Origin of the sequence: Tardiphaga sp. 172_B4_N1_3, assembly GCF_052076035.1 — a bacterium.
In the GTDB taxonomy this organism is placed as follows: domain Bacteria; phylum Pseudomonadota; class Alphaproteobacteria; order Rhizobiales; family Xanthobacteraceae; genus Tardiphaga; species Tardiphaga robiniae.
Genome location: NZ_CP197238.1, coordinates 5718911 through 5740763, shown reverse-complemented (window position 1 = coordinate 5740763; position 21853 = coordinate 5718911). Strand labels below are relative to the sequence as shown.

The 21853-nt window shown below is 59.1% G+C and carries 24 protein-coding genes; 7 read left to right on the top strand and 17 right to left on the bottom strand.

What is annotated here, in order from left to right; translation table 11 throughout:
- Window positions 1–10: 10 nt before the first annotated feature.
- Both AB7783_RS27040 and AB7783_RS27035 read right to left on the bottom strand, forming a co-directional pair.
- The gene (locus AB7783_RS27040; RefSeq protein ID WP_093759765.1) at window positions 11–1276 is read right to left on the bottom strand and encodes a TRAP transporter large permease; all 1266 of its coding nucleotides are present in this window, start codon (window positions 1274–1276) and stop codon (window positions 11–13) included.
- Between the two features lies 1 nt (window position 1277).
- The gene (locus AB7783_RS27035; RefSeq protein ID WP_441279312.1) at window positions 1278–1901 is read right to left on the bottom strand and encodes a TRAP transporter small permease; all 624 of its coding nucleotides are present in this window, start codon (window positions 1899–1901) and stop codon (window positions 1278–1280) included.
- A gap of 179 nt (window positions 1902–2080) precedes the next feature.
- On the opposite strand from AB7783_RS27035, the gene AB7783_RS27030 reads away from it, so the two are divergent.
- A complete protein-coding gene (locus AB7783_RS27030; RefSeq protein ID WP_441279311.1) occupies window positions 2081–2758 on the top strand; it encodes a GntR family transcriptional regulator in 678 nt (225 codons plus the stop codon).
- A gap of 30 nt (window positions 2759–2788) precedes the next feature.
- Here AB7783_RS27030 and AB7783_RS27025 read toward each other — a convergent pair whose 3' ends face one another.
- Entirely contained in the window at window positions 2789–3967 is a 1179-nt protein-coding gene (locus tag AB7783_RS27025) for a M20 aminoacylase family protein (RefSeq protein WP_441279310.1), read from the bottom strand.
- A gap of 546 nt (window positions 3968–4513) precedes the next feature.
- Here AB7783_RS27025 and AB7783_RS27020 point away from each other — a divergent pair.
- Window positions 4514–4984: an aminoacyl-tRNA deacylase gene (locus tag AB7783_RS27020; RefSeq protein ID WP_089262750.1), complete on the top strand. Its 471-nt coding sequence runs from the start codon at window positions 4514–4516 to the stop codon at window positions 4982–4984.
- A 92-nt stretch (window positions 4985–5076) separates the two neighbouring features.
- Here the strand turns inward: AB7783_RS27020 and AB7783_RS27015 are convergent, their stop codons facing one another.
- Complete coding sequence (locus AB7783_RS27015; RefSeq protein WP_089262752.1) at window positions 5077–5877, bottom strand: AMP nucleosidase; 801 nt, start codon at window positions 5875–5877, stop codon at window positions 5077–5079.
- 327 nt (window positions 5878–6204) lie between these two features.
- Between AB7783_RS27015 and AB7783_RS27010 the strand changes: the two genes are divergently transcribed.
- From AB7783_RS27010 to AB7783_RS27000, 3 genes are all read left to right on the top strand, one after another.
- Window positions 6205–6624: a CBS domain-containing protein gene (locus tag AB7783_RS27010; RefSeq protein ID WP_120288271.1), complete on the top strand. Its 420-nt coding sequence runs from the start codon at window positions 6205–6207 to the stop codon at window positions 6622–6624.
- Between the two features lie 330 nt (window positions 6625–6954).
- The gene (locus tag AB7783_RS27005; RefSeq protein ID WP_441279309.1) at window positions 6955–8358 is read left to right on the top strand and encodes an NfeD family protein; all 1404 of its coding nucleotides are present in this window, start codon (window positions 6955–6957) and stop codon (window positions 8356–8358) included.
- On the top strand, window positions 8355–9119 hold the full coding sequence (locus AB7783_RS27000) for a slipin family protein (RefSeq protein WP_441279308.1): 765 nt from the start codon (window positions 8355–8357) through the stop codon (window positions 9117–9119). The genes AB7783_RS27005 and AB7783_RS27000 overlap by 4 nt, the downstream gene beginning before the upstream one ends.
- 91 nt (window positions 9120–9210) lie before the next feature.
- Here the strand turns inward: AB7783_RS27000 and AB7783_RS26995 are convergent, their stop codons facing one another.
- From AB7783_RS26995 to coxB, 7 genes are all read right to left on the bottom strand, one after another.
- Entirely contained in the window at window positions 9211–9414 is a 204-nt protein-coding gene (locus AB7783_RS26995; protein WP_089262760.1) for a hypothetical protein, read from the bottom strand.
- 135 nt (window positions 9415–9549) lie between these two features.
- Complete coding sequence (locus AB7783_RS26990) at window positions 9550–9843, bottom strand: GYD domain-containing protein (RefSeq protein ID WP_441279307.1); 294 nt, start codon at window positions 9841–9843, stop codon at window positions 9550–9552.
- A gap of 36 nt (window positions 9844–9879) precedes the next feature.
- Complete coding sequence (locus AB7783_RS26985) at window positions 9880–10245, bottom strand: cytochrome C oxidase subunit IV family protein (protein ID WP_441279306.1); 366 nt, start codon at window positions 10243–10245, stop codon at window positions 9880–9882.
- 9 nt (window positions 10246–10254) lie between these two features.
- Window positions 10255–10977, bottom strand: a complete 723-nt coding sequence (locus AB7783_RS26980; RefSeq protein ID WP_093759781.1) for a heme-copper oxidase subunit III family protein — start codon at window positions 10975–10977, stop codon at window positions 10255–10257.
- A gap of 16 nt (window positions 10978–10993) precedes the next feature.
- Window positions 10994–11698 (bottom strand): cytochrome c oxidase subunit 3, encoded by a 705-nt coding sequence (locus AB7783_RS26975; protein WP_231078250.1) that lies wholly within the window; start codon window positions 11696–11698, stop codon window positions 10994–10996.
- On the bottom strand, window positions 11695–13470 hold the full coding sequence (locus AB7783_RS26970; RefSeq protein WP_093759785.1) for a cbb3-type cytochrome c oxidase subunit I: 1776 nt from the start codon (window positions 13468–13470) through the stop codon (window positions 11695–11697). Before AB7783_RS26970 ends, AB7783_RS26975 begins: the two co-directional genes overlap by 4 nt.
- An 80-nt stretch (window positions 13471–13550) precedes the next feature.
- Window positions 13551–14384: a cytochrome c oxidase subunit II gene (coxB, locus tag AB7783_RS26965; protein ID WP_441279305.1), complete on the bottom strand. Its 834-nt coding sequence runs from the start codon at window positions 14382–14384 to the stop codon at window positions 13551–13553.
- Between the two features lie 600 nt (window positions 14385–14984).
- Here coxB and AB7783_RS26960 point away from each other — a divergent pair.
- A complete protein-coding gene (locus AB7783_RS26960; protein ID WP_315840450.1) occupies window positions 14985–15896 on the top strand; it encodes a DUF2189 domain-containing protein in 912 nt (303 codons plus the stop codon).
- 147 nt (window positions 15897–16043) lie between these two features.
- Here the strand turns inward: AB7783_RS26960 and AB7783_RS26955 are convergent, their stop codons facing one another.
- The 6 genes from AB7783_RS26955 to AB7783_RS26930 all read right to left on the bottom strand — a co-directional run bounded on the left by AB7783_RS26955 (window position 16044) and on the right by AB7783_RS26930 (window position 20676).
- Window positions 16044–16916: an amidohydrolase family protein gene (locus AB7783_RS26955; RefSeq protein WP_068732846.1), complete on the bottom strand. Its 873-nt coding sequence runs from the start codon at window positions 16914–16916 to the stop codon at window positions 16044–16046.
- Window positions 16917–16927: 11 nt separating this feature from the next.
- A complete protein-coding gene (locus tag AB7783_RS26950; protein ID WP_068732845.1) occupies window positions 16928–17320 on the bottom strand; it encodes a RidA family protein in 393 nt (130 codons plus the stop codon).
- 22 nt (window positions 17321–17342) lie between these two features.
- Window positions 17343–18146 carry a 2-oxo-hept-4-ene-1,7-dioate hydratase gene (gene hpaH, locus AB7783_RS26945; RefSeq protein WP_441279304.1) on the bottom strand — a complete coding sequence of 268 codons (804 nt, stop codon included), beginning with the start codon at window positions 18144–18146 and terminating at the stop codon, window positions 17343–17345.
- 2 nt (window positions 18147–18148) lie between these two features.
- Window positions 18149–19009: a fumarylacetoacetate hydrolase family protein gene (locus AB7783_RS26940; protein WP_231078255.1), complete on the bottom strand. Its 861-nt coding sequence runs from the start codon at window positions 19007–19009 to the stop codon at window positions 18149–18151.
- An 89-nt stretch (window positions 19010–19098) separates the two neighbouring features.
- Entirely contained in the window at window positions 19099–19707 is a 609-nt protein-coding gene (locus AB7783_RS26935) for a flavin reductase family protein (RefSeq protein ID WP_068732840.1), read from the bottom strand.
- A 3-nt stretch (window positions 19708–19710) separates the two neighbouring features.
- Window positions 19711–20676: a Bug family tripartite tricarboxylate transporter substrate binding protein gene (locus tag AB7783_RS26930; RefSeq protein WP_441279303.1), complete on the bottom strand. Its 966-nt coding sequence runs from the start codon at window positions 20674–20676 to the stop codon at window positions 19711–19713.
- Between the two features lie 136 nt (window positions 20677–20812).
- Between AB7783_RS26930 and AB7783_RS26925 the strand changes: the two genes are divergently transcribed.
- Complete coding sequence (locus tag AB7783_RS26925) at window positions 20813–21601, top strand: IclR family transcriptional regulator (protein WP_441279302.1); 789 nt, start codon at window positions 20813–20815, stop codon at window positions 21599–21601.
- The last annotated feature ends 252 nt before the right edge of the window (window positions 21602–21853 follow it).

The window sequence follows — 21853 nt, the reverse complement described above, 5'->3', positions numbered from 1 at the left end:
GTATGGGGGCTTACTTGATGAGGGCGAGAGACAGATACGGATAGAGCGAGAGCAGCACCAACAGGATGCATGAGATGAAGAAGAACGGCAGCGTCACCATGAACATCTTGCCGGGCTTGGCGCCTGTGACGGCGGCGGCGACGAAGAAACAGAGTCCGACCGGCGGCGACAGCAATCCGAGCACGAGATTGATCACGACGACTACGCCGAAGTGACGTGGGTCGATGTGGTAGATCTCGGTCGCCACCGGCAGCAGGATCGGCACGGTCATGATCAGGCCGGGCACGCCGTCGATCACCGTGCCGATGACCAGCAGGATGACATTGCAGATCAGCATGAAGCTGATCGGATCCTTGGCAACTGTCTGGATCCAGGCGGCGGTCTCCTGCGGCACCTTGCCGAAGATCAGAACCCAGGAAAACACGGCGGCAGCGGCAACGAGAAACAGCACGATCGCCGAATAGATGCCCGAGCGCAGCATCATTTGCGGCAGTTGCGACCATTCGAATTCCTTGGTCCAGTATTTGCCTACGACCGCAGCGGCGACAGCGCCGACGGCAGCCGATTCCGTTGCGTTCGCCAGACCGCCGAGGATGGAGCCGACGATGACGATGGGAATCAAAAGCGTCGGCGAGGTGCGCAGGATGGTCATCACACGCTGTTTCGGCGTCTGATAGTCCGCACGCGGATAGTTGTAGACGTAGCCCATCAGCGCGATGACGACACAAAACATCACCGTGAGGATGACACCGGGAATGATGCCCGCGATCAACATGTCGCTGACCGACACCTGCGCCAGCACGCTGTAGACCACGAACATTACCGACGGCGGAATGATCGGGCCGAGCATGCCGCCGTAGGCGGTGAGACCGGCAGCGAAGGTCTTGTCGTAGCCTTTCTTTTCCATTTCCGGGACCATGATCTGCGCCATGATCGCGACCTGTGCGGTCGCCGAGCCGAGAATGGAGGAGATGAACATATTGGCGAGAATGTTGACGTAAGCCAGTCCGCCCTTCAGTGAGCCGACAAAGGCCATCGCCATGTCGACGATGCGCTTGGTGATGCCACCGCCATTCATGATCTCGCCGATCAGGATGAACAGCGGAATCGCGATCAGGCCATAGCTGTCGACACCGCCGAACAGCTGCAGCGGATAGGACTGGAACAGCACCGGATTGCCGGACGCCATGATGTAGACGAAGCCGGCGAGGCAAAGGCAAAGACCGATCGGCACGCCGACCAGCATGATCACCGTGAATGCGGCGAAGGTGATCATATTAGTTCACCCCGTCGAGTTCGGAGAGCTGGAAGCCTTTCGGCGGCACCTTGGCGACGAGGCCGAGGTCCTCGAGCAGATTCGCAATGCCATGGATGGTGATCGACACCGCGAAAATGGGCAGTGTCAGATAGAGGACCCATGTCGGCCAGTTCAGCGTCTGGGTGCGCTCGGTGTAGAGAAAATTGAAGGTCTGGCCCGCGAACTTCTTCGCGTTGAAGCCTGCTTGCGCAAGGCCGATCGGGTCCATCCAGAGCATGCAGGTGACGATCAGGCCGACACCGAACACGATCACCGTGCTCGTGGCGATAATCTTGAAGATCTGCTGGCTTCTGGCCGACAGACGTTCGGTCATCATGGTGACCGCAAAGTCGAGCCGCAGGCGGGTCATCGCGGAGGCGCCGATGAAGGTCAGCCAGACCACCGAATACACCGCCGACTCATCGATCCAGTAGATCGGGAAGTGCGAATAGCGGGTGACGACATTCACCAGGATCAGCGCCGTCAGCAGATACATCAGGCCCATCAGAGCCAGCCGCTCGAAGGCCAGCAGCCCGGCGGACGCCACCAGGATGACCCGGCGGGCCCCGATGGCCGGGGCCGTCGACATCGTCTGGTCACTCATAAACTGCCCCCGCTGTCACGATTGTGATATGATTTTTGGATCGTATAATTTATACAATTTCGCTGTCAAACGCTGATTTGCACAAATTCGCGCCTTGAGGAGTTTTTGTGCGGCAGCGAAGACGGGACGAGATCTGAGATCAATCCGGCCGAAATCCAGAGAAAAGGCTCGATAAATCAATGAGCGCGCCGCTAAAGCACCGCACCCTGTCGGCCATGATCGCGGATCAACTCCGGCAGGCCATCCTCGACGGCACCCACCCGGCCGGCGCGCAGTTGCGCCAGGACGCCTTGGGCGAGGCCTATGGCGTCAGCCGGATTCCGGTGCGGGAAGCCCTGTTTCAGCTTGAGGCCGAAGGGCTGGTGAAGATCGTCCCGCAGAAGGGCGCCATCGTCTCGGAACTGTCGCTCGACGAAATCAACGACGTGTTCGATCTCCGGGCCATCCTCGAGCCACGGATGCTGGCGCAGTCCGCGCCGCATTTCGTCGACGACGACTTCGCTGCACTCAACGACATCCAGCACCGCTTCGAGAAGGCGATTGCCGCCGGCAATATCAGCGAATGGGGACAGCTCAACGCCGATTTCCACATGGCGATGTATGTCCGGGCGCGGCAGCCGCGCACACAGACGATCGTGATGGCGCTGCTGCAAACCAGCGACCGCTACACGCGCATGCAACTCTCGACCACCACCGCGATGGGCATCGCCGAGAAAGAACACGCCGAACTCATCGCGCTGTGCCGCAGCCAGAAGATCGATGACGCCTGCCGTTTCCTTGAACGTCACATCGAGTCGGTGCGCGCAGACCTTTTGCGCGTCATCGGCCGCACCATTCCGAAGAGCGGCGCGGCGTAGACACGCCGCTCAGATCGCGTTGATCGCAGTCTATGCGAGCTCTTGCTCCACCAGCCCGGCGAGATAGCTCGCGCCGATCGGTAGGAGATCGTCGTTGAAATCGTAGCCGGGATTGTGAACGGGCACGCCGCCCTTGTCGGCGGTGCGCTGCCCGAACATCAGATAGGCACCACGGTTGCGTTCGAGCATGAACGCGAAATCTTCACCGGCAAGAATTGGATTGCCTTCGCGCAGCACCTCGGTAACGCCCGGCACCGCCGCCGCCGCTTCTGCCGCGCGCACCGTCTCGTCGGCCGTATTGATCGTGGCCGGATAGGCGTGGCGATACTCGATCTCCGCCGTGCCGCCGCAGGCCTGCGCGGTCAGCGTCACCGTGCGCATGAACAACTCCTCGACGCGCTCGCGCACCTCGGGCTTCAGCGTACGTACCGAGCCGCGCAACTCCACCGTCTCGGGCAGAACGATGTCCGAGGTACCGCCGTGGATCTGGCCGATGCTGATGATGGCGGATTCCAGCGCATCGACCTGACGGGACGGAATCGCGTTCAGCGCATTCACCACTTGCGCGGCCATCGCCACCGTATCGATGCCCTGATGCGGATGCGCGCCATGCGACGAGCGCCCACGCAGCGTTACCTTGAAATAATCGATCGCCGCTAGCGCCGTGCCGGTCAGCGCCTTGACGCTGCCGAGCGGCATGTCCGGGCTGTTGTGGATCGCATAGATGGAATCGCACGGGAAACGCTCGAACAACCCGTCGTCCATCATCGCCTTGGCGCCAGCGAGGCCTTCCTCGGCCGGCTGAAAGATCAGATGCACCGTGCCGGCGAAATTGCGCGTCTCGGCAAGATATTTCGCAGCACCAAGCAACATCGTGGTGTGACCGTCATGGCCGCAGGCATGCATACGGCCGGCATTCTGCGAGCGATGGGCAAAACCATTGCCCTCCTCCATCGGCAGCGCGTCCATATCAGCGCGCAAGCCAATGGCCCGGTTGCTGCCGGCAGCCTGATGACGGCCGCGGATTACGCCGACGACGCCGGTACCGCCGAAACCGCGATGCACCTCGATGCCCCACTCCGACAACCGCTCCGCGACCAGCGCGCTGGTGCGCTCCTCCTCGAAGCCAATCTCCGGATGCGCATGGAAATCCCTGCGCCATGCGGTCATTTCCGGGTGCAATTGGTCGAGACGTTCGCGCGGGGTCATATGTTCTCACCTTTGGGCTTGTCCTGCCCATAGGCTAGCCCGGTGATCATGCCCTCGCAACCAACCGGCCGCACACGCTGCGCGCGCCACACACTTCAGCGCTCCGTGGTGACACCAAGCAGTTGGGATTAGCGGCTGCGAGATGCGCGCCACCACATGATCGACATCGTGATCGATCAGCCTCTCTGTGAATGCTGTGCGTTCTGGAAAATGGCATGCCATTCAGAATAAAACTGCGAACTCCTATGCTTTTGAAATAGATATATAATTTCGATTGAATACCTCACGCGATCCTCGCATGCACTCAAATGGACAGCAGCCCCCCTTTGGGGAAGAGAAGAAGTGTCGCGGCGCTCGCGCACTCACCATCGACAGCGCGGGGGCCTGACTATCTCGCGAGAGAGTTGGTCATCGATAACGAATTGCAGCTGTCGGATGGGAGGCCTATGCTGAGCCTATAACCACGCAGCCGCCCATCGCACGGCGAGAGTCTGCAGACAAAGACCTTACGATGGATGGCTTGCATTTTGCCCCGGAGGTCACGCCATGACCATTGCTCCCACACTCCAGAAATACCTGGCCGCTGAAAACATCCAATACGAGGTGATCCCGCACGAACTTCGTATGACGTCCTCTGGCACGGCTGAGGCATGTCATATCTCGGGCGATCGCCTCGCCAAGGGCATCGTGTTGCGGCGTGACGGAGAATATATACTGGCCGTCTTGCCCGCATCGCATCACCTCCGCCTGTCGGACCTGAGGACATCACTCGGCGACAATGTCCACATGGCCGATGAAACCGAGATCCATCAGCTGTTCCGCGACTGCGCACACGGTGCAGTTCCTGCCGTCGGTAAGTGCTACGGGCTGGATATCATCGTTGACGACAGCATCCAGGCGCAGCCGGAGGTCTATCTGGAAGCTGGCGATCACGAGACGCTGCTTCATATGGGTCACGCGCAGTTTGCTCGCCTGATGGCCAACGCGCAGCACGGGCGCTTTAGCGCGCATGACTGAGAATTAGTCGGACGATCCGCGGCGACCGTCGCGGTCCCGAATGGGAAGATTATGCCGCTGCTAAACTGTAGCTGCAGCGGTGCAACGCCTCTTTACGTCTCATGCCCTGCATCGAAATCGTCTTCGAAACGCAAATGCTTGACGCTGCGGCCGCGGCGCCGCACAAGCTTCAGGGCCTCCACCCCGATCCTGATATGCCTTTCGACATAGTTCGCGGTCACCTCCTGATCCGACGCTTCGGTCTTCACACCCTCGGGAATCATTGGCTGATCGGACACGAGAAGCAGTGCGCCAGTCGAAATGTGATTGGCAAATCCCGCAGCAAAGATTGTTGCGGTCTCCATGTCGATCGCCATGCTCCGTGTACGACGCAATATATCCCTGAAGCGATCATCATGTTCCCAGACACGACGATTGGTCGTGTACACGGTGCCGGTCCAATAGTCGTGACCGAGATCGCGGATCATGGTCGACACCGCGCGTTGCAACTGGAACGCGGGCAGCGCAGGAACCTCCGGGGGCAAGTAATCATTTGAGGTGCCTTCGCCCCGAATAGCCGCAATCGGTAGAACCAAATCGCCAATTTTATTTTTGCGTTTCAACCCACCGCATTTGCCGAGAAACAACACGGCTTTCGGCGCGATGGCACTTAACAGATCCATCACGGTTGCAGCATTCGGGCTTCCCATGCCGAAGTTAATCAGAGTGATACCATCGGCAGTCGCATTGGGCATCGGTCGATCTGCGCCCTTTACCAAACTGCCATACGCCGTGGCGAACCATTCGACGTAGTTGTCGAAGTTGGTCAAGAGAACATACTCACCGAACTCAGCAAGCGGCGTGCCGGTGTAACGCGGCAACCAGTTTTCTACGATATCCTTTTTCTCTTTCATTCCCAACGATCTCGTCCGGAGGTGTGCAACACCGCCGCCTGCCAAACTAGTGGATAGGACCGCTCCCTGTCCAATGAGACACGTTTGGATTATTTGGGTTCCATTAATCCACTTGCAACCGTGGATGGTCCGGGCCTTGCGTCGAATGCGCGCTGTTCAGGAGGGTGGATTGCAACAGCGGCCGCGTTTGTCCGGTCTGATCGCGCAGGAATGATGTTTTCTTCTGCGACCTCGCACGTAATTGATTGTATAGTTGGAGGACATGGAGGGAGGCGAGACATACTGCATTGCATCAATTCACCTGAACTCTAGGAACGGAGGTTCGCCATGAAAGTCAAAGAGGTGATGCACAAAGGTGTCGACTGGGTCAGCCCCGACACTCCTGTCACCGAACTCGCGAAATTGATGCGGGGGCATGACATTGGCTGCGTTCCGGTTGGCGAGGACGACCGCCTGATTGGGATGGTGACCGACCGCGACATTGTCTGCAAAGGGCTCGCGAGGAACAGCTTCGATGCCGGCCGCGCGACGGCACGCGATGTGATGACCGAAGGTATCCATTGTTGCCGGGAGGACGATGACCTCGCAAAGGCAATACATCACATGGAGAAACTGCGGGTTCGCAGGCTACCGGTGATCAACAAGAGTAAACGGATGGTCGGTATCGTCAGTCTGGGCGACGTCAGCCATTCTGCGTCAGGTGATTTGTTGTCCGAATGCGTCAAGAGCGTTTCGGCCCATCACTGAAACACGGCCAGCGCTCCTCTTGCGATCCGGCGGAGGGGCGCGGCCAGTCGGCACGATCGTCGAACAGTTCGATGACAGAACTTTGCTCATCGAGCCGCGATGAAGAAGGCCGTGCCTACGCGGTCACGCCATTGTTCGGAGGCGAAGCGAGGGCGTGGATCGAAACTGCGAACTTCTTATGCCATTGAGACTGCCTGATAATATCGACGATTCTTCTCGTCTTGCGCAGCCCTCACATTCGTTTCGACAACGAGCGATGGCTCGCCAATCCCGGTCGTATTGAGATTCTGCCAGGACCCCCCACATCATCTTGATAAGGGAGTCCAGGCTGTGCAGACCGTACAGGCTACTCTTGCGGCGACAATTGCGATTGTCGCTCTGGCTGTCTCCCCCACCACGTCTGTCTCGGCGGAGGGGAGTGGAAAACTCGTGCTGACGATCGCAATCGACGGAGCGATCGGACCGGCAACCGCCAGTTATGTGAAAGACGCTCTCGCCAAGGCGAACGAACGGCGCGCCGAAGCTGTCATTCTGCGTCTGAATACGCCGGGCGGTCTCGTCACCAGCATGCGCGAGACCATCGCCGACGTGCTGGCATCGCCCGTTCCTGTCATAGGTTATGTCGCCCCGTCGGGAGCCCATGCTGCCAGCGCCGGCACCTATATTCTCTATGCAACGCATATCGCCGCAATGGCGCCGGGCACCAATATCGGCGCGGCGACGCCAGTGCAAATCGGCAGTCCGGTGCCGGGCCTGCCGGGCATCACCCCTGACAAAGACGGCAAGGACAAGAAGGACAGCACCCAGCAAACGGAGCCGAGGGATGCGATGATGGCGAAGACGACGAACGACGCCGTCGCCTTTATCCGCAGCCTTGCCGAGTTACGCGGACGTAACGCCGATTGGGCAGAGAAGGCTGTCCGCGAGGCAGCCAGTCTTTCCGCCAGTGCTGCGTTGCAAGCGAATGTCATCGATCTCATTGCGCGCGACCCGGTCGAACTGCTCAGGCAAGTCGATGGTCGCGTCGTGGAGCTTCCCGGTGGCGACAGACGGCATCTGGCGACGAAGGATGCGATGATCGAGACGATCGATTCCGGATGGATCGCGCAATTTCTGTCTGTGATCACCAACCCCAACGTCGCCTTCATTCTTCTGCTGGTTGGCATCTACGGCCTGATTTTTGAATTCATGTCTCCTGGCGCCGTCGCGCCCGGCGTGGTCGGTACGATCTGTCTGCTGCTGGGCCTCTATGCCTTCAACCTGCTGCCGATCAGCTATGCCGGCCTTGGGCTGATGATGTTGGGGATCGCGCTTCTAATTATAGAGGCCTTCAACCCGACCGTGGTTCTTGGCCTCAGCGGAGCCATCGCCCTCGTCCTTGGTGGGTTGATGTTGTTCAGGATCGACGCGCCCGGATACCGGCTGTCATGGACACTCGTCGGCATCGTGACGGCGATGTTCATCGGACTGCTGCTCATTGTGCTCGGCTCGCTTCAGCGCGCGCGCAAAGCTCCGGCACGAGTCGGCGGGCAGGCCATGCGCGGCCTGCCCGCCGAAGTTCTCGACTGGAATGACATCGAAGGTCACGTCTTCACGCAGGGTGAGCGCTGGCGAGCCCGCGGCATGGAAACATTCAAGCCCGGAGAGACGGTCGAGATCGCCAGCATCACGGATCTGACGCTGATGGTGCGTCGCCCGCCGGCACTCAGCGCCGGTGAAGGAGGTGTGCGATGATGCTCGATTACATAGCCTATTCGCTGCTCGCGATCATCGTGATCGCCTTTCTCTCCTCCGCCGTTCGCATCCTGCGGGAATACGAGCGCGGCATCGTCTTCACGCTCGGACGGTTCACCGGCGTGAAAGGTCCGGGGCTCATCATCCTTATTCCGTTCGTGCAGCAGATGGTGAAGGCCGATCTCAGGGTGATGGTGCAGGATGTGCCGCCGCAGGACGTCATTTCCCGCGATAATGTTTCCGTCAAGGTGAACGCCGTTCTCTATTTCCGCATCGTCGACCCGGAACGTGCGATCATCAAGGTCGGGAATTTCATGGCCGCGACCAGCCAGTTGGCACAGACCACGCTGCGCTCGGTGCTCGGCAAGCATGAGCTGGATGAAATGCTCGCAGAGCGCGACAAACTCAACGCCGACATTCAGGAGATCCTCGATCAGCAAACTGACGCGTGGGGCATCAAGGTCACCAACATCGAGATCAAGGATATCGACCTCAATGAGAACATGGTGCGTGCCATCGCCAAGCAGGCCGAGGCGGAGCGGCTGCGGCGGGCGAAAGTGATCAATGCGATAGGCGAGCAGCAAGCCGCCGAGAAGCTCGTCGAGGCTGGCCGGATCCTCGCTCAGGAGCCGCAGGCGATGCAGCTGCGCTATTTTGCGGCGTTGCACGACATTGCAGGCGAGCGATCATCGACTGTGGTCTTTCCGTTGCCGATGGATCTGCTCAGCCATATGACACCGCGGCCGGGCGGAGTACCGTGAATCTACTTCTTGTGCTTCAGCGCCAGCTGAAGTCTGTCATGGCCCGAACGAACCATGACTTGCACCGGCTTGCTCATCCCCCAATTTACCATCAATGAGTATCCTCGGCGCGCTCGTCGACAGGCACATGTGACGGGTGTCGTGCGTCGCCGCGCCGGTTTTGTGGACGCACGTACATCGTCATCGCTTCCGGGAGCTCCGCCTTGACTTTCAGAGCGGCGACAAGCGCGTCCTCGGCGTCCACGACGACATGGCCCGCCTTGCCCTTCAGCTTGAATCCAACGGTAAATTGCATCTGCGCACCACCTCATCTTCACTAATTGTCTCGCCCGCCTACTTTCCGCCAGCGGGCGCCATCTCGGCCTTCTTTCCTGTCGACATGACATTTGGCCGGCGCGTGGCACCTCGCGGACGTGCCTCCGGTCCGCAATCAGCCCAGCGACTTGATGATCTCCCGGTAAGCTGTTTCGGGAAACGCTTTCAATGTGTGCGTTCGAATGTTTCCCAGCATGCCCAGCTGCAAATTGAATCGCGCGGCGACGGTATCGTCCGGCGCTTCGTAAACCGCGACGATGTCATAGTCGCCCATGGTCAGAAAGAACGATTTGAACTCGCCGTCCATATCCTTGAGAGCTTTCTTCGCCAAGTCGAGACGACGCGGCGAGTCCTTGACGTGTTGGATACCTTGATCAGTCCAGTTTGCAAGCATGATATATGTAGTCATGGAAGTCCTCCTTGCGCACGAGACCCCCGCTCATCTTCACGCCCCAGTCTTGAAGAAAATGATCCGGCTCAACAACGTGTAGTCCGATTCAAACACCATGATCCCCACAAAAACCAACAACACCAACGGTGGGAGCAGGATGGCATAGGCCAAAGCCAGACGCTCCCACGCCATGTGCATGAAGACCGCAACAATCAAGCCCGCCTTCAACATCATGAACAGCACGATGAGAGACCACCTCAGATATCCCTGCAGGTTGAAGTAGTCGACGAGGTAAGAGCATGTACTCAAGACAAACAGCCATCCCCAGACCACGAGATAAAGCTTGATCGGGTGCTGGTGTCCCTCGGCATGTGCCGCGGGAGTTTCATGAGGTGTTGCATGTAGCGTGACTTCAGCCATGTTTTTCCCTCACCAAAGATAGAAAAAGGCAAAGATAAACACCCATACCAAATCGACGAAATGCCAATACAGGCCGGTGATTTCGACAATCTCGTAGTTCCCCTTCCTGCTTGTGAAAAATCCCCGACGTTCAGTCTCGAAATCTCCGCGCCAAACCTTTCGCGCAATGATGATCAGGAAAATAACGCCAATCGTTACGTGCGTTCCGTGGAATCCTGTAATCATGAAAAAGCATGAGCCGAATTGCTCTGCCCCCCACGGATTTTCCCAGGGCCTCACCCCCTCCATGATCAGCTTGGTCCATTCGAAAGCCTGCATTCCGACAAATGTCGCACCGAACGCGGCGGTCACCAGCATCAGAATCGCCGTTTTGCGGCGATCGTGGCGGTAGCCGAAATTGACGGCCATCGCCATGGTCCCGCTGCTGCTGATCAGCACGAAGGTCATGATGGCAATCAGAATGAGCGGGATGTGTTGTCCTGCAATCGTCAGAGCGAAGACTTCACTCGGGTTTGGCCAGGGCACCGTCGTGGACATGCGCGCCGTCATGTACGACAGCAGGAAGCAACCGAAGATAAAGGTATCGCTGAGGAGAAAGATCCACATCATGGCCTTTCCCCAGGATACATTCTTGAATGCCCGTTGATCCGAGGACCAGTCAGCGACAATACCTTGCCAGCCTGCGGTCGTCGTTCGGCGCTTTTCGATGTTTGTCAGCACAGTCTCTGTCATCGCATCGATGCCTTCCCTATGTCAGCAACTGGCGACAGATGGTGACGAAGTCATCCGCCCAGCCTGTCAGCAGAGCGAGCAGGATCAACCAGACCAAAAGCAGGAAATGCCAATACATCGTGCACAGTTCCACACTCAAACGCAGGCGCGGGATTTCAACACCACGCCATGCCTTGACGATGGTTCTGCCCAGAGCGACGAGACCGCCGAGCAGGTGCAGTCCATGGACTGCGGTGATCAGATAGAAGAAGGCGTTGGCAGGATTGGCCGCCAGAAAGTAGCCCCCGGTGTTGAGCTGCTGCCACACCAGCAACTGACCTATCAGGAAAACAACGGCGGAAAGGCCGCTTGCAAGCAGGCCGATCAGCACATTTTCGCTGTCGTCGCGATGTGCGGAAACCTGCGCCCATTGCAGTGCGCCGCTGCTCACGATCAGAACACCGGTGTTGAACCACAGCAACCCGGGCACGGGCAGCGACCGCCAGTCGATCAGTTGCATGCGCATGGAGTAAGCGCTGACGAAGAGCGCAAACAACGACCCGACGACCGCGAGAAACACACCCAAACCTATTTTCGCCGCCGGCAACGACATCGAACTTCCGCCGGGAAAATCGCCGACCGCCCCCTCCTCCAGCCAGGGCTTGGCCGCAAGCCGTTGCTGCGAGAGCCACCATCCCGCAATGGCCGCTATTCCAGCCATGAACAGGACGACGGCCGTCATGGATGCGCTCCCTTCGGCGTCGAGCTGGCCGGCGGTTCATTCTGGGGGATGAAATCCCGTGCTGCGCCGGGCACGCTATAATCATAAGCCCAGCGATAGACGACCGGGAGTTCCTTGCCCCAGTTGCCATGTGCCGGCGGCGTCTGCGGCGTTTGCCACTCGAGCGTGGTCGCGTTCCACGGATTGCCGCCGGCGTCCTCGCCCTTGGACAGGCTCCGGATCATGTTGAACACAAATACGAGCTGGGCAAAGCCGACGATGAGCGCAGCGATACTCATGAATGCATTCAGGTCATGGGCCGACGCCGGGACGAATGCCGTCCCGCCGATGTCGTGATAGCGGCGCGGCACACCCAGCAGCCCGAGATAATGCATGGGGAAGAAGATCGCGTAAGCTCCAAGGAACGTGACCCAAAAATGGAAGCGCCCCAGCGTCTCGTTCAGCATCCGTCCCGTCACTTTCGGATACCAGTGATAGATCGCACCAAACACGACCATGATCGGCGCAACCCCCATGACCATGTGAAAATGGGCGACCACGAACATGGTATCAGACAACGGAACGTCCACGACGACGTTGCCAAGGAACAGGCCAGTCAGACCGCCATTGACGAACGTGATGATGAATGCGAGCGCGAACAGCATCGGAACGGTGAGATGAATGTCGCCACGCCACAGGGTCAGGATCCAGTTGTATACCTTGATCGCCGTGGGGATCGCGATGATGAGGGTCGTTGTTGCGAAGAAAAATCCGAACTTCGGATTCATACCACTGACATACATGTGGTGCGCCCACACCACGAAGCTCATCGCTCCGATTCCAACAATCGCCCACACCATCATGCGATAGCCGAAAATATTCTTTCGCGCATGAGTACTGATGAGGTCAGAGACAATGCCAAAAGCAGGTAACGCAACGATATAGACTTCGGGGTGGCCGAAAAACCAGAACAGGTGCTGGAACAGCAGCGGACTGCCACCGCCGTACTTCCCCAGCTGACCCATCTCCACGAGCGTTGGCATGAAGAAGCTGGTGCCAAGAAGCCGATCGAACAGCATCATCACCGAGGCGACGAACAAGGCTGGAAATGCGAGCAACGCCATCACGGTCGCTGTAAAAATGCCCCACACCGTCAAAGGCAGCCGCATCAGCGTCATTCCGCGCGTGCGACCCTGCAGCACCGTCACGACGTAATTCAAGCCGCCCATGGTGAAGCCGATAATGAACAGGATCAGCGACACCAGCATCATGATGATGCCTGCTTCCTGTCCGGGGCTTCCGGAAAGAATGGCCTGCGGCGGATACAGCGTCCAGCCAGCGCCGGTCGGCCCACCCGGTACAAAGAAGGTCGCAACCAGCACCAGCACGGCAAGCAGATAGATCCAGTAGCTCAGCATGTTCGCATAGGGGAACACCATGTCGCGAGCACCGACCATCAGCGGGATGAGATAATTCCCGAAGCCTCCGAGAAACAGCGCCGTGAGAAGGTAGATCACCATGATCATGCCATGCATGGTGATGAACTGAAGATACTGGCTCGGATCGATAAACGAAAACGTTCCGGGGAAACCAAGTTGCAGCCGCATCAGCCATGACAGCACCAGCGCAACCATACCGATGGCCATTGCCGTCATCGCATACTGGACCGCAATGATCTTGGCATCTTGCGAGAAGACATATCGCGTCCACCAACTTCTTGGGTGATAGAGATCGACCTCACCCACTTCGGCCGGCGGAATTCCTGCGAGTACGTCAGACGGGACATCAACCATTAAAATGTCCTCCCGGATTTATCCTCTGATCGTCGCTCATCGTAAGTGTTACAACGTGCAACGCCGCCGCGCCGGTCCTGCTATTTGCCGCGGGTCTTGTAAGTTGCCTTCGTGATGGGTCGGTGGCTGGATAACGCTGCGAATGTCTGCTGCTTCTCCAGCCATGCATGATATTCGCTCTCTTCCTGGACGATGACGTTGCTCCGCATTTGCGCATGCGCGATGCCGCACAATTCCGCGCAAAGAACCTCGAATGTTCCTGTGCGCGTGGGAGTGAACCAAAAGTATGTGACCGAGCCCGGCACCATATCCATCTTCGCCCGGAACTCAGGCACGTAGAAATCGTGCAGAACGTCGATTGAACGGAGCAATACCTTGACCGGCTTTCCGATCGGGAGATGCAAATCGTCGTTCTCAACCACGACGTCGTCCTGACCATTGGGATCGTTCGGATTCAAGCCCAGTGGATTCTCGGCACTGACGTTGCGGGCATCGACCGTCCCGAGCCGGCCGTCCTTTCCTGGCAGCCGGTAGCTCCAGCGCCATTGCTGGCCCATGACCTCGATCTCTGTTGCATCGGACGGCACCGTCACAAACTGATGCCAGACAACCAAACCAGGCGCCAACATCGCTCCGACACCGATCGCGGTCCCTATGGTGAGCCACCATTCGAGCCTTTTGTTTTCGGGCTCATAGGCCGCTTGTCTTCCTTCTTTGTGATGAAAACGGAAGATGCAATAGGCGATGAATGCGACGATCGCGAAGAAGACCGCTCCGGTGATCCAGAACGTCATGGTGATCGTGTCGTCGATGTAACTCCAGTTCGATGCGATCGGCGTCCACCACCATGGGCTAAGGAGGTGAAACAGCACCGAAGCGACTGCGACCAACAGCAGTATGAATGCTACAGCCATCCCTTGTTCATCCTTGCCTCTAGAGGCTGCGGACAAGACTTAGAAAAGGGCGCAGTTCACGTCTGCATCGATGGCTGATTTCGAGCTCGCCATCACAATGCTGGCCGCCTTGCCCTCTAACCGGTCGCAACATCAAATTCGAAAAGTTGCGATCGCTGGTGTCGTCGAACTACGGGCACTTGCCACTACAGGATGTTCCCCGGCAGGCTTGATTGTCAATAGACCGGCTTATTCCTCACGACGACGATAGCACCACGATCGAACCGTTGAGCAATGGCACGCGCAATGGATTCCCATATCGCATTGCAATACACGACACCGTGCGTCCGCATGGCAGACAAGGTGACGCGTCAATTGCCATCAGCCACGCGGTGAAACGTAAACCTTACAAAGGAAGAATTCACCGAACAGTGCGTGCTATTCTTTCCGGATTGCGCTAAACTTGCTGCACAGGTTGCGACAGGTTTTGCTCGGCAAAGCTCTCTTCGTTGAACTTGGCCGTCTTCCAAAACCAGTCGCGATTTCTGCGCACGAAGGCGAAGACTCGTCATTTGAAAGTGACCCGATCTCGCCGGTGCGAACGCATGGGAGATCGCGACCATGGCTACTCCGTATTCTGACAAGATCTCGCAGACAGTACCAGGCGCTTCCGATAGCGTCGCCGCGCCCGTCATTCGCAAGATCGGCTTGTCCGATCTGCATGATGCGTTGCGGCTGGGCTGGGAGGACTTCAAGGCGGTTCCGAGTCACGCCATTATTCTGTGCATTATCTATCCTGTTCTCGGGCTTGTGCTGGCCAGAATGACCCTTGGCTATTCGGTGTTACCGCTGCTTTTCCCACTAGCCGCCGGTTTTGCGTTGATTGGTCCTTTTGCAGCCCTCGGTCTCTATGAACTCAGCCGCCGCCGCGAACGCGGCGAAGAGGCGTCGGCATGGCATGCACTCGGCGTGCTGCGCTCGCCGTCCTTCGGGGCCATGCTTGGCCTCGGCACGCTCCTGCTCATTTTGTTCGTGGTCTGGGTGACCACAGCGAATGCGATTTACGTCTCCAAGTTCGGCAATGCCCCTGCGGCCAGCATTCCCGATTTCGCATCGCGCATCTTCACAACCACAGAGGGGCACCAACTGATCGTCCAGGGCTGCGGCGTCGGACTATTGTTCGCTATCATGGCCCTGTGCGTTAGCGTCGTGGCGTTTCCGCTGATGCTCGACCGACATGCGAGCGTGACAGACGCAGTTCAGACCTCGCTGCGGGTCGTGATGAAAAATCCTGTGACGATGGCGGCATGGGGTCTGATTGTGGCCGCGCTGCTGGTGGCCGGTTCGCTGCCGTTATTCGTCGGTCTCGCCGTTGTTCTGCCCCTACTCGGTCATGCCACCTGGCATCTTTATCGCAAGGTGCTGGAGCCGGACCCGAATCCTCGGCAGGACCCTCCCCGTCCACCGAAAGGGCGGCGCTATGCGGCCGATTTTCCGGTCTCTCTCTTCCCGTGGGGTCGCGATAAGCCGTAGGTCGAAACAAACGACCGGAGACGCACGTATCGGCTTCAGAATACGTCGAGCCACCCCGCGCGGATGAAATCCGCCCGAATGAGGGGCGATCGGCATATCCTGCCGGAAGCGGACTCCGCTCCCGGCAGGGTGTCCGCCCACGATCTATTAGGAGAACCCAAACAGCTTTGCTGGATTTGTGACCAGTATCTTTTCCAGCAAGGCATCGTCCGGCGCGTAGCGATAGAGCAATTCAAGCAGGTCGGCGTCGTTCGGCGGCTGGACAACCGATACAGGGTGCGGCCAGTCGCTTGCCCAGACGCAGCGATCGGGCGCGGCTTCGAGATAGGCTTGCGCGATGGGAACGACGTCGTCCCACGGCGGACCTTTCCTGGACGTCTTTTCGCCGAGCGAGAGCATCACCCAGAAATTGCCCTTCGACAGCAGATCGAGAACCGCACGCAAGTTCGGATCGTTCTTGCCGAGGGTTGGATCCGGGCGGCCCATGTGATCGATGAGGACCGGCACCTTGAGAGACGCGATCTTGTCGAGATTGGCGACGATGCCGTCCTTCTCCGGCTGGAATTTAGCGTACCAGCCGAGTTCGGAAATACGTGCGATCGCGCGCTCGTAGTCGCTGTCCGAAAGCACGGCGCCGAGCTCCTTGCGGAAGCTGAACCGCGCCCCGCCGACGCCGGCGTCATTCAGCTTGGCGAGATATGCATCGTCGCGTTCGGCGAAAACCAGCGCATTCGCGCAGGCCTTGTAGTTCGGCCCCATCGCCGCCAGCCCATCCAGAACCACCGAATGATCGGCACCATATGTCGTCGTCTGCACGATGATGCCACGCTCGATACCAAGCGCCTTGTGTACCCGGAGCGCAGCCTCCCAAGTCGCCGTCGGCATCTGATAGGCCGCGCCGGGCCGGACGGGATAGCGTTCCACGGGACCAAGCACATGGAACTGACTGTCGATGCTCTTCGGCGGCGGCTTGCGGGATGGCGTGCGCGGGTTTGGATCAAATGGAAGATAGTCGGGCATCTGTCGCTCCTTTAATCGATCACCGCAGTGAAATCGCATTGCACCAGGGCGCCGCCCTCCATCTCCATGGAGAGCGCATGACGGGCTGGGCGCGAATGCTCGTCGGGAAACATCTTGAGCCACTCGACATTGACCGGCCCGCGATTGCTGCGATCCTTGAGCCAGACCGTCATCTTGATGATGTCGTCAGTACTGCCGCCGCCGGCTTCCACGATCGCCTTCATATGCGCGAACATGTTGGCGCACTGGCTTTCGAGATCGGGTGGCATCTCGCTCGTCTTGGGATCGCGGCCGAGGATGACGCCGGACATCAGCAGATTGTTGATGCGGCAGGCATTGGGAATCGGATTTGCGTGCTTAAACTCGCCGATATGAACGCTGCGGCGGCGCCTGGAAGATGTCATGGCTGCAGTCTCCGGATAACGGTCAGACGAATTGGCACGACACCGAGCCATACGGCCCGTAATCGGCATGTATCGTATCGCCGCGGCTGACCTCGATCGGACGCGTGAAGGATCCGGCGAGCACCACCTCGCCTGCGGCGAGGTATTCGTCGTGCGGCGCGAGGCGATTGGCGAGCCACGCGATGCCGTTTGCCGGATGGTTCAGCACGCCGGCGGCGACGCCGGTCTCCTCGATCTGGCCATTCCGGAACAGCAACGCGCTGACCCAGCGCAAATCGACATCCAGCGGACGGAATGGACGACCTCCGACCACAAGCGCGGCATTCGCTGCGTTGTCGGAGATCGTGTCCACCACCGTGCGGGGCTTCTTGGTTTGCGGATGCACGCGGTGCATGCGCGTTTCCAGGATTTCGAGCGCCGGAGTGACGTAGGCTGTCGCGTTCAGCACGTCGAAGATCGTACAATCCGGCCCGCGCAGATCGGTCTTGAGCACGAAGGCCAGTTCGACCTCGATGCGCGGCGCGAAAAACCGTTCATAAGGGATGCTGCCGGCATCCTGATAGAACATGTCGGCGAACAGCACGCCGTAATCCGGCTCGGAGATGCTGACCGCGTTCTGCATTGCCTTCGAGGTCAGGCCGATCTTGTGGCCTTTGATCACTCGCCCGCGTTCAAGCTGCAGCGCCGTCCAGGTCCGCTGGATCGCATAGGCATCCTCGATGGTGAGATCGGGATAGTCGGCGGTGAACATGGTGATGAGCGTCTTGGTCCGCTCCGCCTCGTCGAGGCGACGCGCCAGCGTATCGGTGACCGTCTGATCAAGCACCGTTATTTCTCCTCTGCGACGACGTTGCGAAGAATGCCGATCTGCCTAGACTCAACCTCGACGACATCGCCTGGCTTGAGCCAACGCGGCGGCGTGAAGCGGGCGCCGGCGCCGGTCGGCGTTCCGGTCGCGATCATGTCGCCGGGCTTCAAGGTGGCGAATGTCGACAGATAGGAAATCAGATAGTCGAAGGTGAACATCAGCCGCTCGGTCGAGTCGTTCTGACGCTCCTCCCCGTTCACCCGCGTGACGATATCGTGCGTCCCTTGCGGATCGCATTCGTCCGCCGTGACGATCCACGGCCCGACGCTGCCGGACCGATCGAAATTCTTGCCCTGGGTGACGTTGAACTTGCCGTGGTGCAGCCAGTCCCGCACCGAGCCTTCGTTGCAGAGAGTCATGCCGAAGATGTGCGACCACGCATTCTCGCGCGCGATATGACGACCTTCCTTGCCGATGACGATCACGAGCTCGCCTTCGTAGTCGAGCTGCTCGGAGATCTTCGGCTTTTCGATCGGCTGATCGGAGCCGACCACCGACGACGGGTTGCGGACGAACAGGCTCGGATATTTCGGCAAATCCGAGCTGTCTTTGTATTCAGCATTGCGGTCCTTATAGTTGACCCCGATGCACCAGAGCTTCTCCGGCGCCGGGATCGGCGGCAGCAAGATCAGATCCGACAGTCGATGATCGGGCTTGCGGCCGGCGCTCACCTGTTTCGCCTTCGCCAGCCCGTTGCCGGCGATCAAGCTGCGCAGATCGGGAAACTCCGATCCAAGCAATGCACTGAGATCGATAACGCCGTCATCGGCCACCACGCCGTAGCGGCTGTTTCCGCCGGTCGAATAGCTGCATAGTTTCATGAAGGCTCCTGAATAATTCACTGGATCGATTGCCGCCGGATCGCGGTGCCGGACCGGCTGCTCGAGCTGCGCCCCCGGCGTTCTTCCAATTACTTCGATGTCTGGAATACGGACTTCAACGTGAAGATCTCGCCTAGCCGCGCGTAACGCGGACCGGCAATGCGGGCGATCGGATCGAGGCTCTCGGTTTCAATCTTGCCGTTGGCGAGCAGATCATCCTTGATGTGAAATGCGACCACTTCGCCGACGATCAACCGGCTGCGGGTATCGCCGAATTCGAGGCATTGCCGAAATCGGCATTCCATCGCAATAGGCGCCGCCGTCAGCCGCGGCACCCCGATATGGTCGCTGGGAGTCGTCTCGAGACCGAGGACTTCGACCTCACTCACCTCCGGCGGATGTTCCGCGGAGCTTTCGTGAACCGCCGACATCAACGGCGAATCCGCGATGTGAATGACGTATTCTTCGCGATCCAGGATGTTGCGCGCCGTGTCTTTGTAGACGCCTGATTTGCGGCCGACGCTGATTGCCAGCATCGGCGGCTTGGGCGAGACGAAGGTGAAGGCACTGAACGGCGCAAGGTTGACGGTACCTGCCTGCGACAGGCTGGTCACCCATGCGATCGGTCGCGGGACGACGATGCCGGTGAGCAGACGATAAGCCTTTTCGGCACCAAGTTCAGCGGGATCGATCTTCATTCGTCAATCCGCCTTTACGTTGGCCTTGCGCACGACCGGAATCCACTTGGCGTCCTCACGATCGAGATAGGCTCTGAACTCACCCGCCGTCATCGGGAGCGCTTCGGCGCCAAGCTTTTCGAACTTGTCGACCACGCCTGGCTCCTTGAGAATCTCAGTCAGCGCTTTGTTCAATTTATCGGCGACCGGAGTGGGGGTGTTCGCCGGAGCAAACAGCCCTGTGAAGGTCTGGCCGTCAAAATCCGGATAGCCGAGCTCGGCGAAAGTGGGCACGTCCGGAAGCGTCTTCAGTCGATGTGGGCTCGTGACCGCCAAGGCGCGCAACATTCCACTCTTGATATATTGAAGGCTGACCGACAGTTGATCGAATGCGAACTGAACCTGGCCGCCGAGCAGGTCATTGGTCGCGGGCGCGTTGCCGCGATAATGCGCCGTCACCCAACGAATCTCGAGCTTGGACTGCATGAGTTCGCTGAGCAGGTGATTGGTGGTGCCCGGCCCCGGAGAGGCCATCGTCAGCTTGCCCGGATCGCGCTTCGCGAGTTCGAGCAATTCGGCGAACGACGTAGCCTTCACGGAAGGATGAACCTCGAGCACCAGCGGCGTCATCGAGATGCTCGAGATCGGCAGGAAGTCGCGCTTCCAGTTGTAGGCGTCGCGCTTGTTGATTTCGGGAGCGAAGAGAACCGGACCGTTGGCGCCGACCATGAGCGTGTAGCCATCATTCGGCGCTTTCGCCAGCGCTTCCCCGGCGATCATGCCGCCAGCGCCCGACTTGTTTTCGATCACGAAGGGCTGGCCCAATTTCTCTTGCAGCCGATCCGCGACGATGCGCGCCGCGCTATCGACATTGCCGCCGGCCGGATAGGGCACGATCAGTTTGACAATGCGCGTGGGCCATTCCTGAGCCGTCGCCGCGCCATTAACCAGCGTCGCAACAATGGCTGCAGCGATCCATAGCGACCTCATCATTTCCTCCCGCCAGATGCGGCTTTCACGCCGCTAACCGTATGTTCGACGCCGATTGGGACCAGCGCTCTTACGACGGACCATTGGTTTCAACCGCTTTACTTGTCGATGCCAATGTGCGGTTATTGTCCACATTATGGACAACGGATTGCCAACAACACTCGACCCGGAGCCGCGACAAGGCGCACAGGCGATCCGGCGCGCGCTCTTCCTTCTTCGCGTGCTTGCAGCGGGCGGTGAGAGCGGATTGCCGTTGAAAGAAGTCGTCCAAGCGACACGTCTATCGCGCCCGACCGTACACCGGATCGTCCATGTCCTGATGGAGGAGGGACTGGTCGAGCGTCACGAGCGCTCGGGTCGCTATGCCATCGGCACGCAGGTCCCTGAATTGGCACTCGCTCGCCCATCGCGCTCGCCATTGCTCGCAGCGGCGGACGACATTTTGCGCGAAACGTCGCAACGGGTCGGCGATACACTGTTTCTGACGGTACGCACCGGCAACGACACTTTATGCGTGGATAGGAGAATTGGCTCATATCCGATCCAGGTACTCTCGATCGCCGTCGGTGCGCGGCGGCCGCTCGGCGTCAGCAGCGCAGGGGTCGCCATCCTGGCCGCGTTACCGGCTCAAGAGTCACGCAGGATCGCTACGACGAATGAACCTCGATTCGCGGGATATCGGACCGACCGGCAGACCGTGTTGTCAGAAATCGCCGACGCCCGGCGCAGGGGTTATGGCGTGCGCGAAGTCGGATTGGTCCAGGGCACGAAATCGATTTCGACCTGGATCAAGACAGCCGACGGCGACCCGGCGGCGGCCCTCACCATATCGGCCGTCCGAACACGGCTCGGCCCGCGACGCGAGCAGGAAGTTGTCGAAACGCTTCTGAAGGCAGCTTACGAGGTCGAGCAGAAAATCCGATAAGCAAGCACGCGTCGCCCAATCCGAGGCAAAGGTCCGCTTGCGACATAAGCAGCGATTGAGCAGCCAATCGACGGCTGGCTGTTCTAATTTGAACGGAAAAGTCTGGCGCGCCATTCGGAATACAGCCACGAACTTATACATGATTGAAATTGCTCGTGATTTCATAAGACGCCCCATGGTATGAGGCTCGTCGCATCGATTCCGGCCTCAAGACACACCTCACAACTCCGCGCGCCACGGCGGCTCCGGGGT

Coding starts and splice junctions, on each gene's coding strand:
- AB7783_RS26935 (WP_068732840.1), bottom strand. CDS start 19,707: ATGAAGATCGATCCCGCTGAACTTGGTGCCGAAAAGGCTTATCGTCTG.
- AB7783_RS26960 (WP_315840450.1), top strand. CDS start 14,985: ATGGCTACTCCGTATTCTGACAAGATCTCGCAGACAGTACCAGGCGCT.
- AB7783_RS26925 (WP_441279302.1), top strand. CDS start 20,813: ATGGACAACGGATTGCCAACAACACTCGACCCGGAGCCGCGACAAGGC.
- AB7783_RS26955 (WP_068732846.1), bottom strand. CDS start 16,916: ATGCCCGACTATCTTCCATTTGATCCAAACCCGCGCACGCCATCCCGC.
- AB7783_RS27040 (WP_093759765.1), bottom strand. CDS start 1,276: ATGATCACCTTCGCCGCATTCACGGTGATCATGCTGGTCGGCGTGCCG.
- AB7783_RS26990 (WP_441279307.1), bottom strand. CDS start 9,843: ATGACTACATATATCATGCTTGCAAACTGGACTGATCAAGGTATCCAA.
- AB7783_RS26995 (WP_089262760.1), bottom strand. CDS start 9,414: ATGCAATTTACCGTTGGATTCAAGCTGAAGGGCAAGGCGGGCCATGTC.
- AB7783_RS27035 (WP_441279312.1), bottom strand. CDS start 1,901: ATGAGTGACCAGACGATGTCGACGGCCCCGGCCATCGGGGCCCGCCGG.
- AB7783_RS26980 (WP_093759781.1), bottom strand. CDS start 10,977: ATGACAGAGACTGTGCTGACAAACATCGAAAAGCGCCGAACGACGACC.
- AB7783_RS26940 (WP_231078255.1), bottom strand. CDS start 19,009: ATGAAACTATGCAGCTATTCGACCGGCGGAAACAGCCGCTACGGCGTG.
- coxB (WP_441279305.1), bottom strand. CDS start 14,384: ATGGCTGTAGCATTCATACTGCTGTTGGTCGCAGTCGCTTCGGTGCTG.
- AB7783_RS27015 (WP_089262752.1), bottom strand. CDS start 5,877: ATGAAAGAGAAAAAGGATATCGTAGAAAACTGGTTGCCGCGTTACACC.
- AB7783_RS27010 (WP_120288271.1), top strand. CDS start 6,205: ATGAAAGTCAAAGAGGTGATGCACAAAGGTGTCGACTGGGTCAGCCCC.
- AB7783_RS26970 (WP_093759785.1), bottom strand. CDS start 13,470: ATGGTTGATGTCCCGTCTGACGTACTCGCAGGAATTCCGCCGGCCGAA.
- AB7783_RS26950 (WP_068732845.1), bottom strand. CDS start 17,320: ATGACATCTTCCAGGCGCCGCCGCAGCGTTCATATCGGCGAGTTTAAG.
- AB7783_RS27025 (WP_441279310.1), bottom strand. CDS start 3,967: ATGACCCCGCGCGAACGTCTCGACCAATTGCACCCGGAAATGACCGCA.
- AB7783_RS26975 (WP_231078250.1), bottom strand. CDS start 11,698: ATGACGGCCGTCGTCCTGTTCATGGCTGGAATAGCGGCCATTGCGGGA.
- AB7783_RS27030 (WP_441279311.1), top strand. CDS start 2,081: ATGAGCGCGCCGCTAAAGCACCGCACCCTGTCGGCCATGATCGCGGAT.
- AB7783_RS27000 (WP_441279308.1), top strand. CDS start 8,355: ATGATGCTCGATTACATAGCCTATTCGCTGCTCGCGATCATCGTGATC.
- AB7783_RS26985 (WP_441279306.1), bottom strand. CDS start 10,245: ATGGCTGAAGTCACGCTACATGCAACACCTCATGAAACTCCCGCGGCA.
- AB7783_RS26930 (WP_441279303.1), bottom strand. CDS start 20,676: ATGAGGTCGCTATGGATCGCTGCAGCCATTGTTGCGACGCTGGTTAAT.
- AB7783_RS27020 (WP_089262750.1), top strand. CDS start 4,514: ATGACCATTGCTCCCACACTCCAGAAATACCTGGCCGCTGAAAACATC.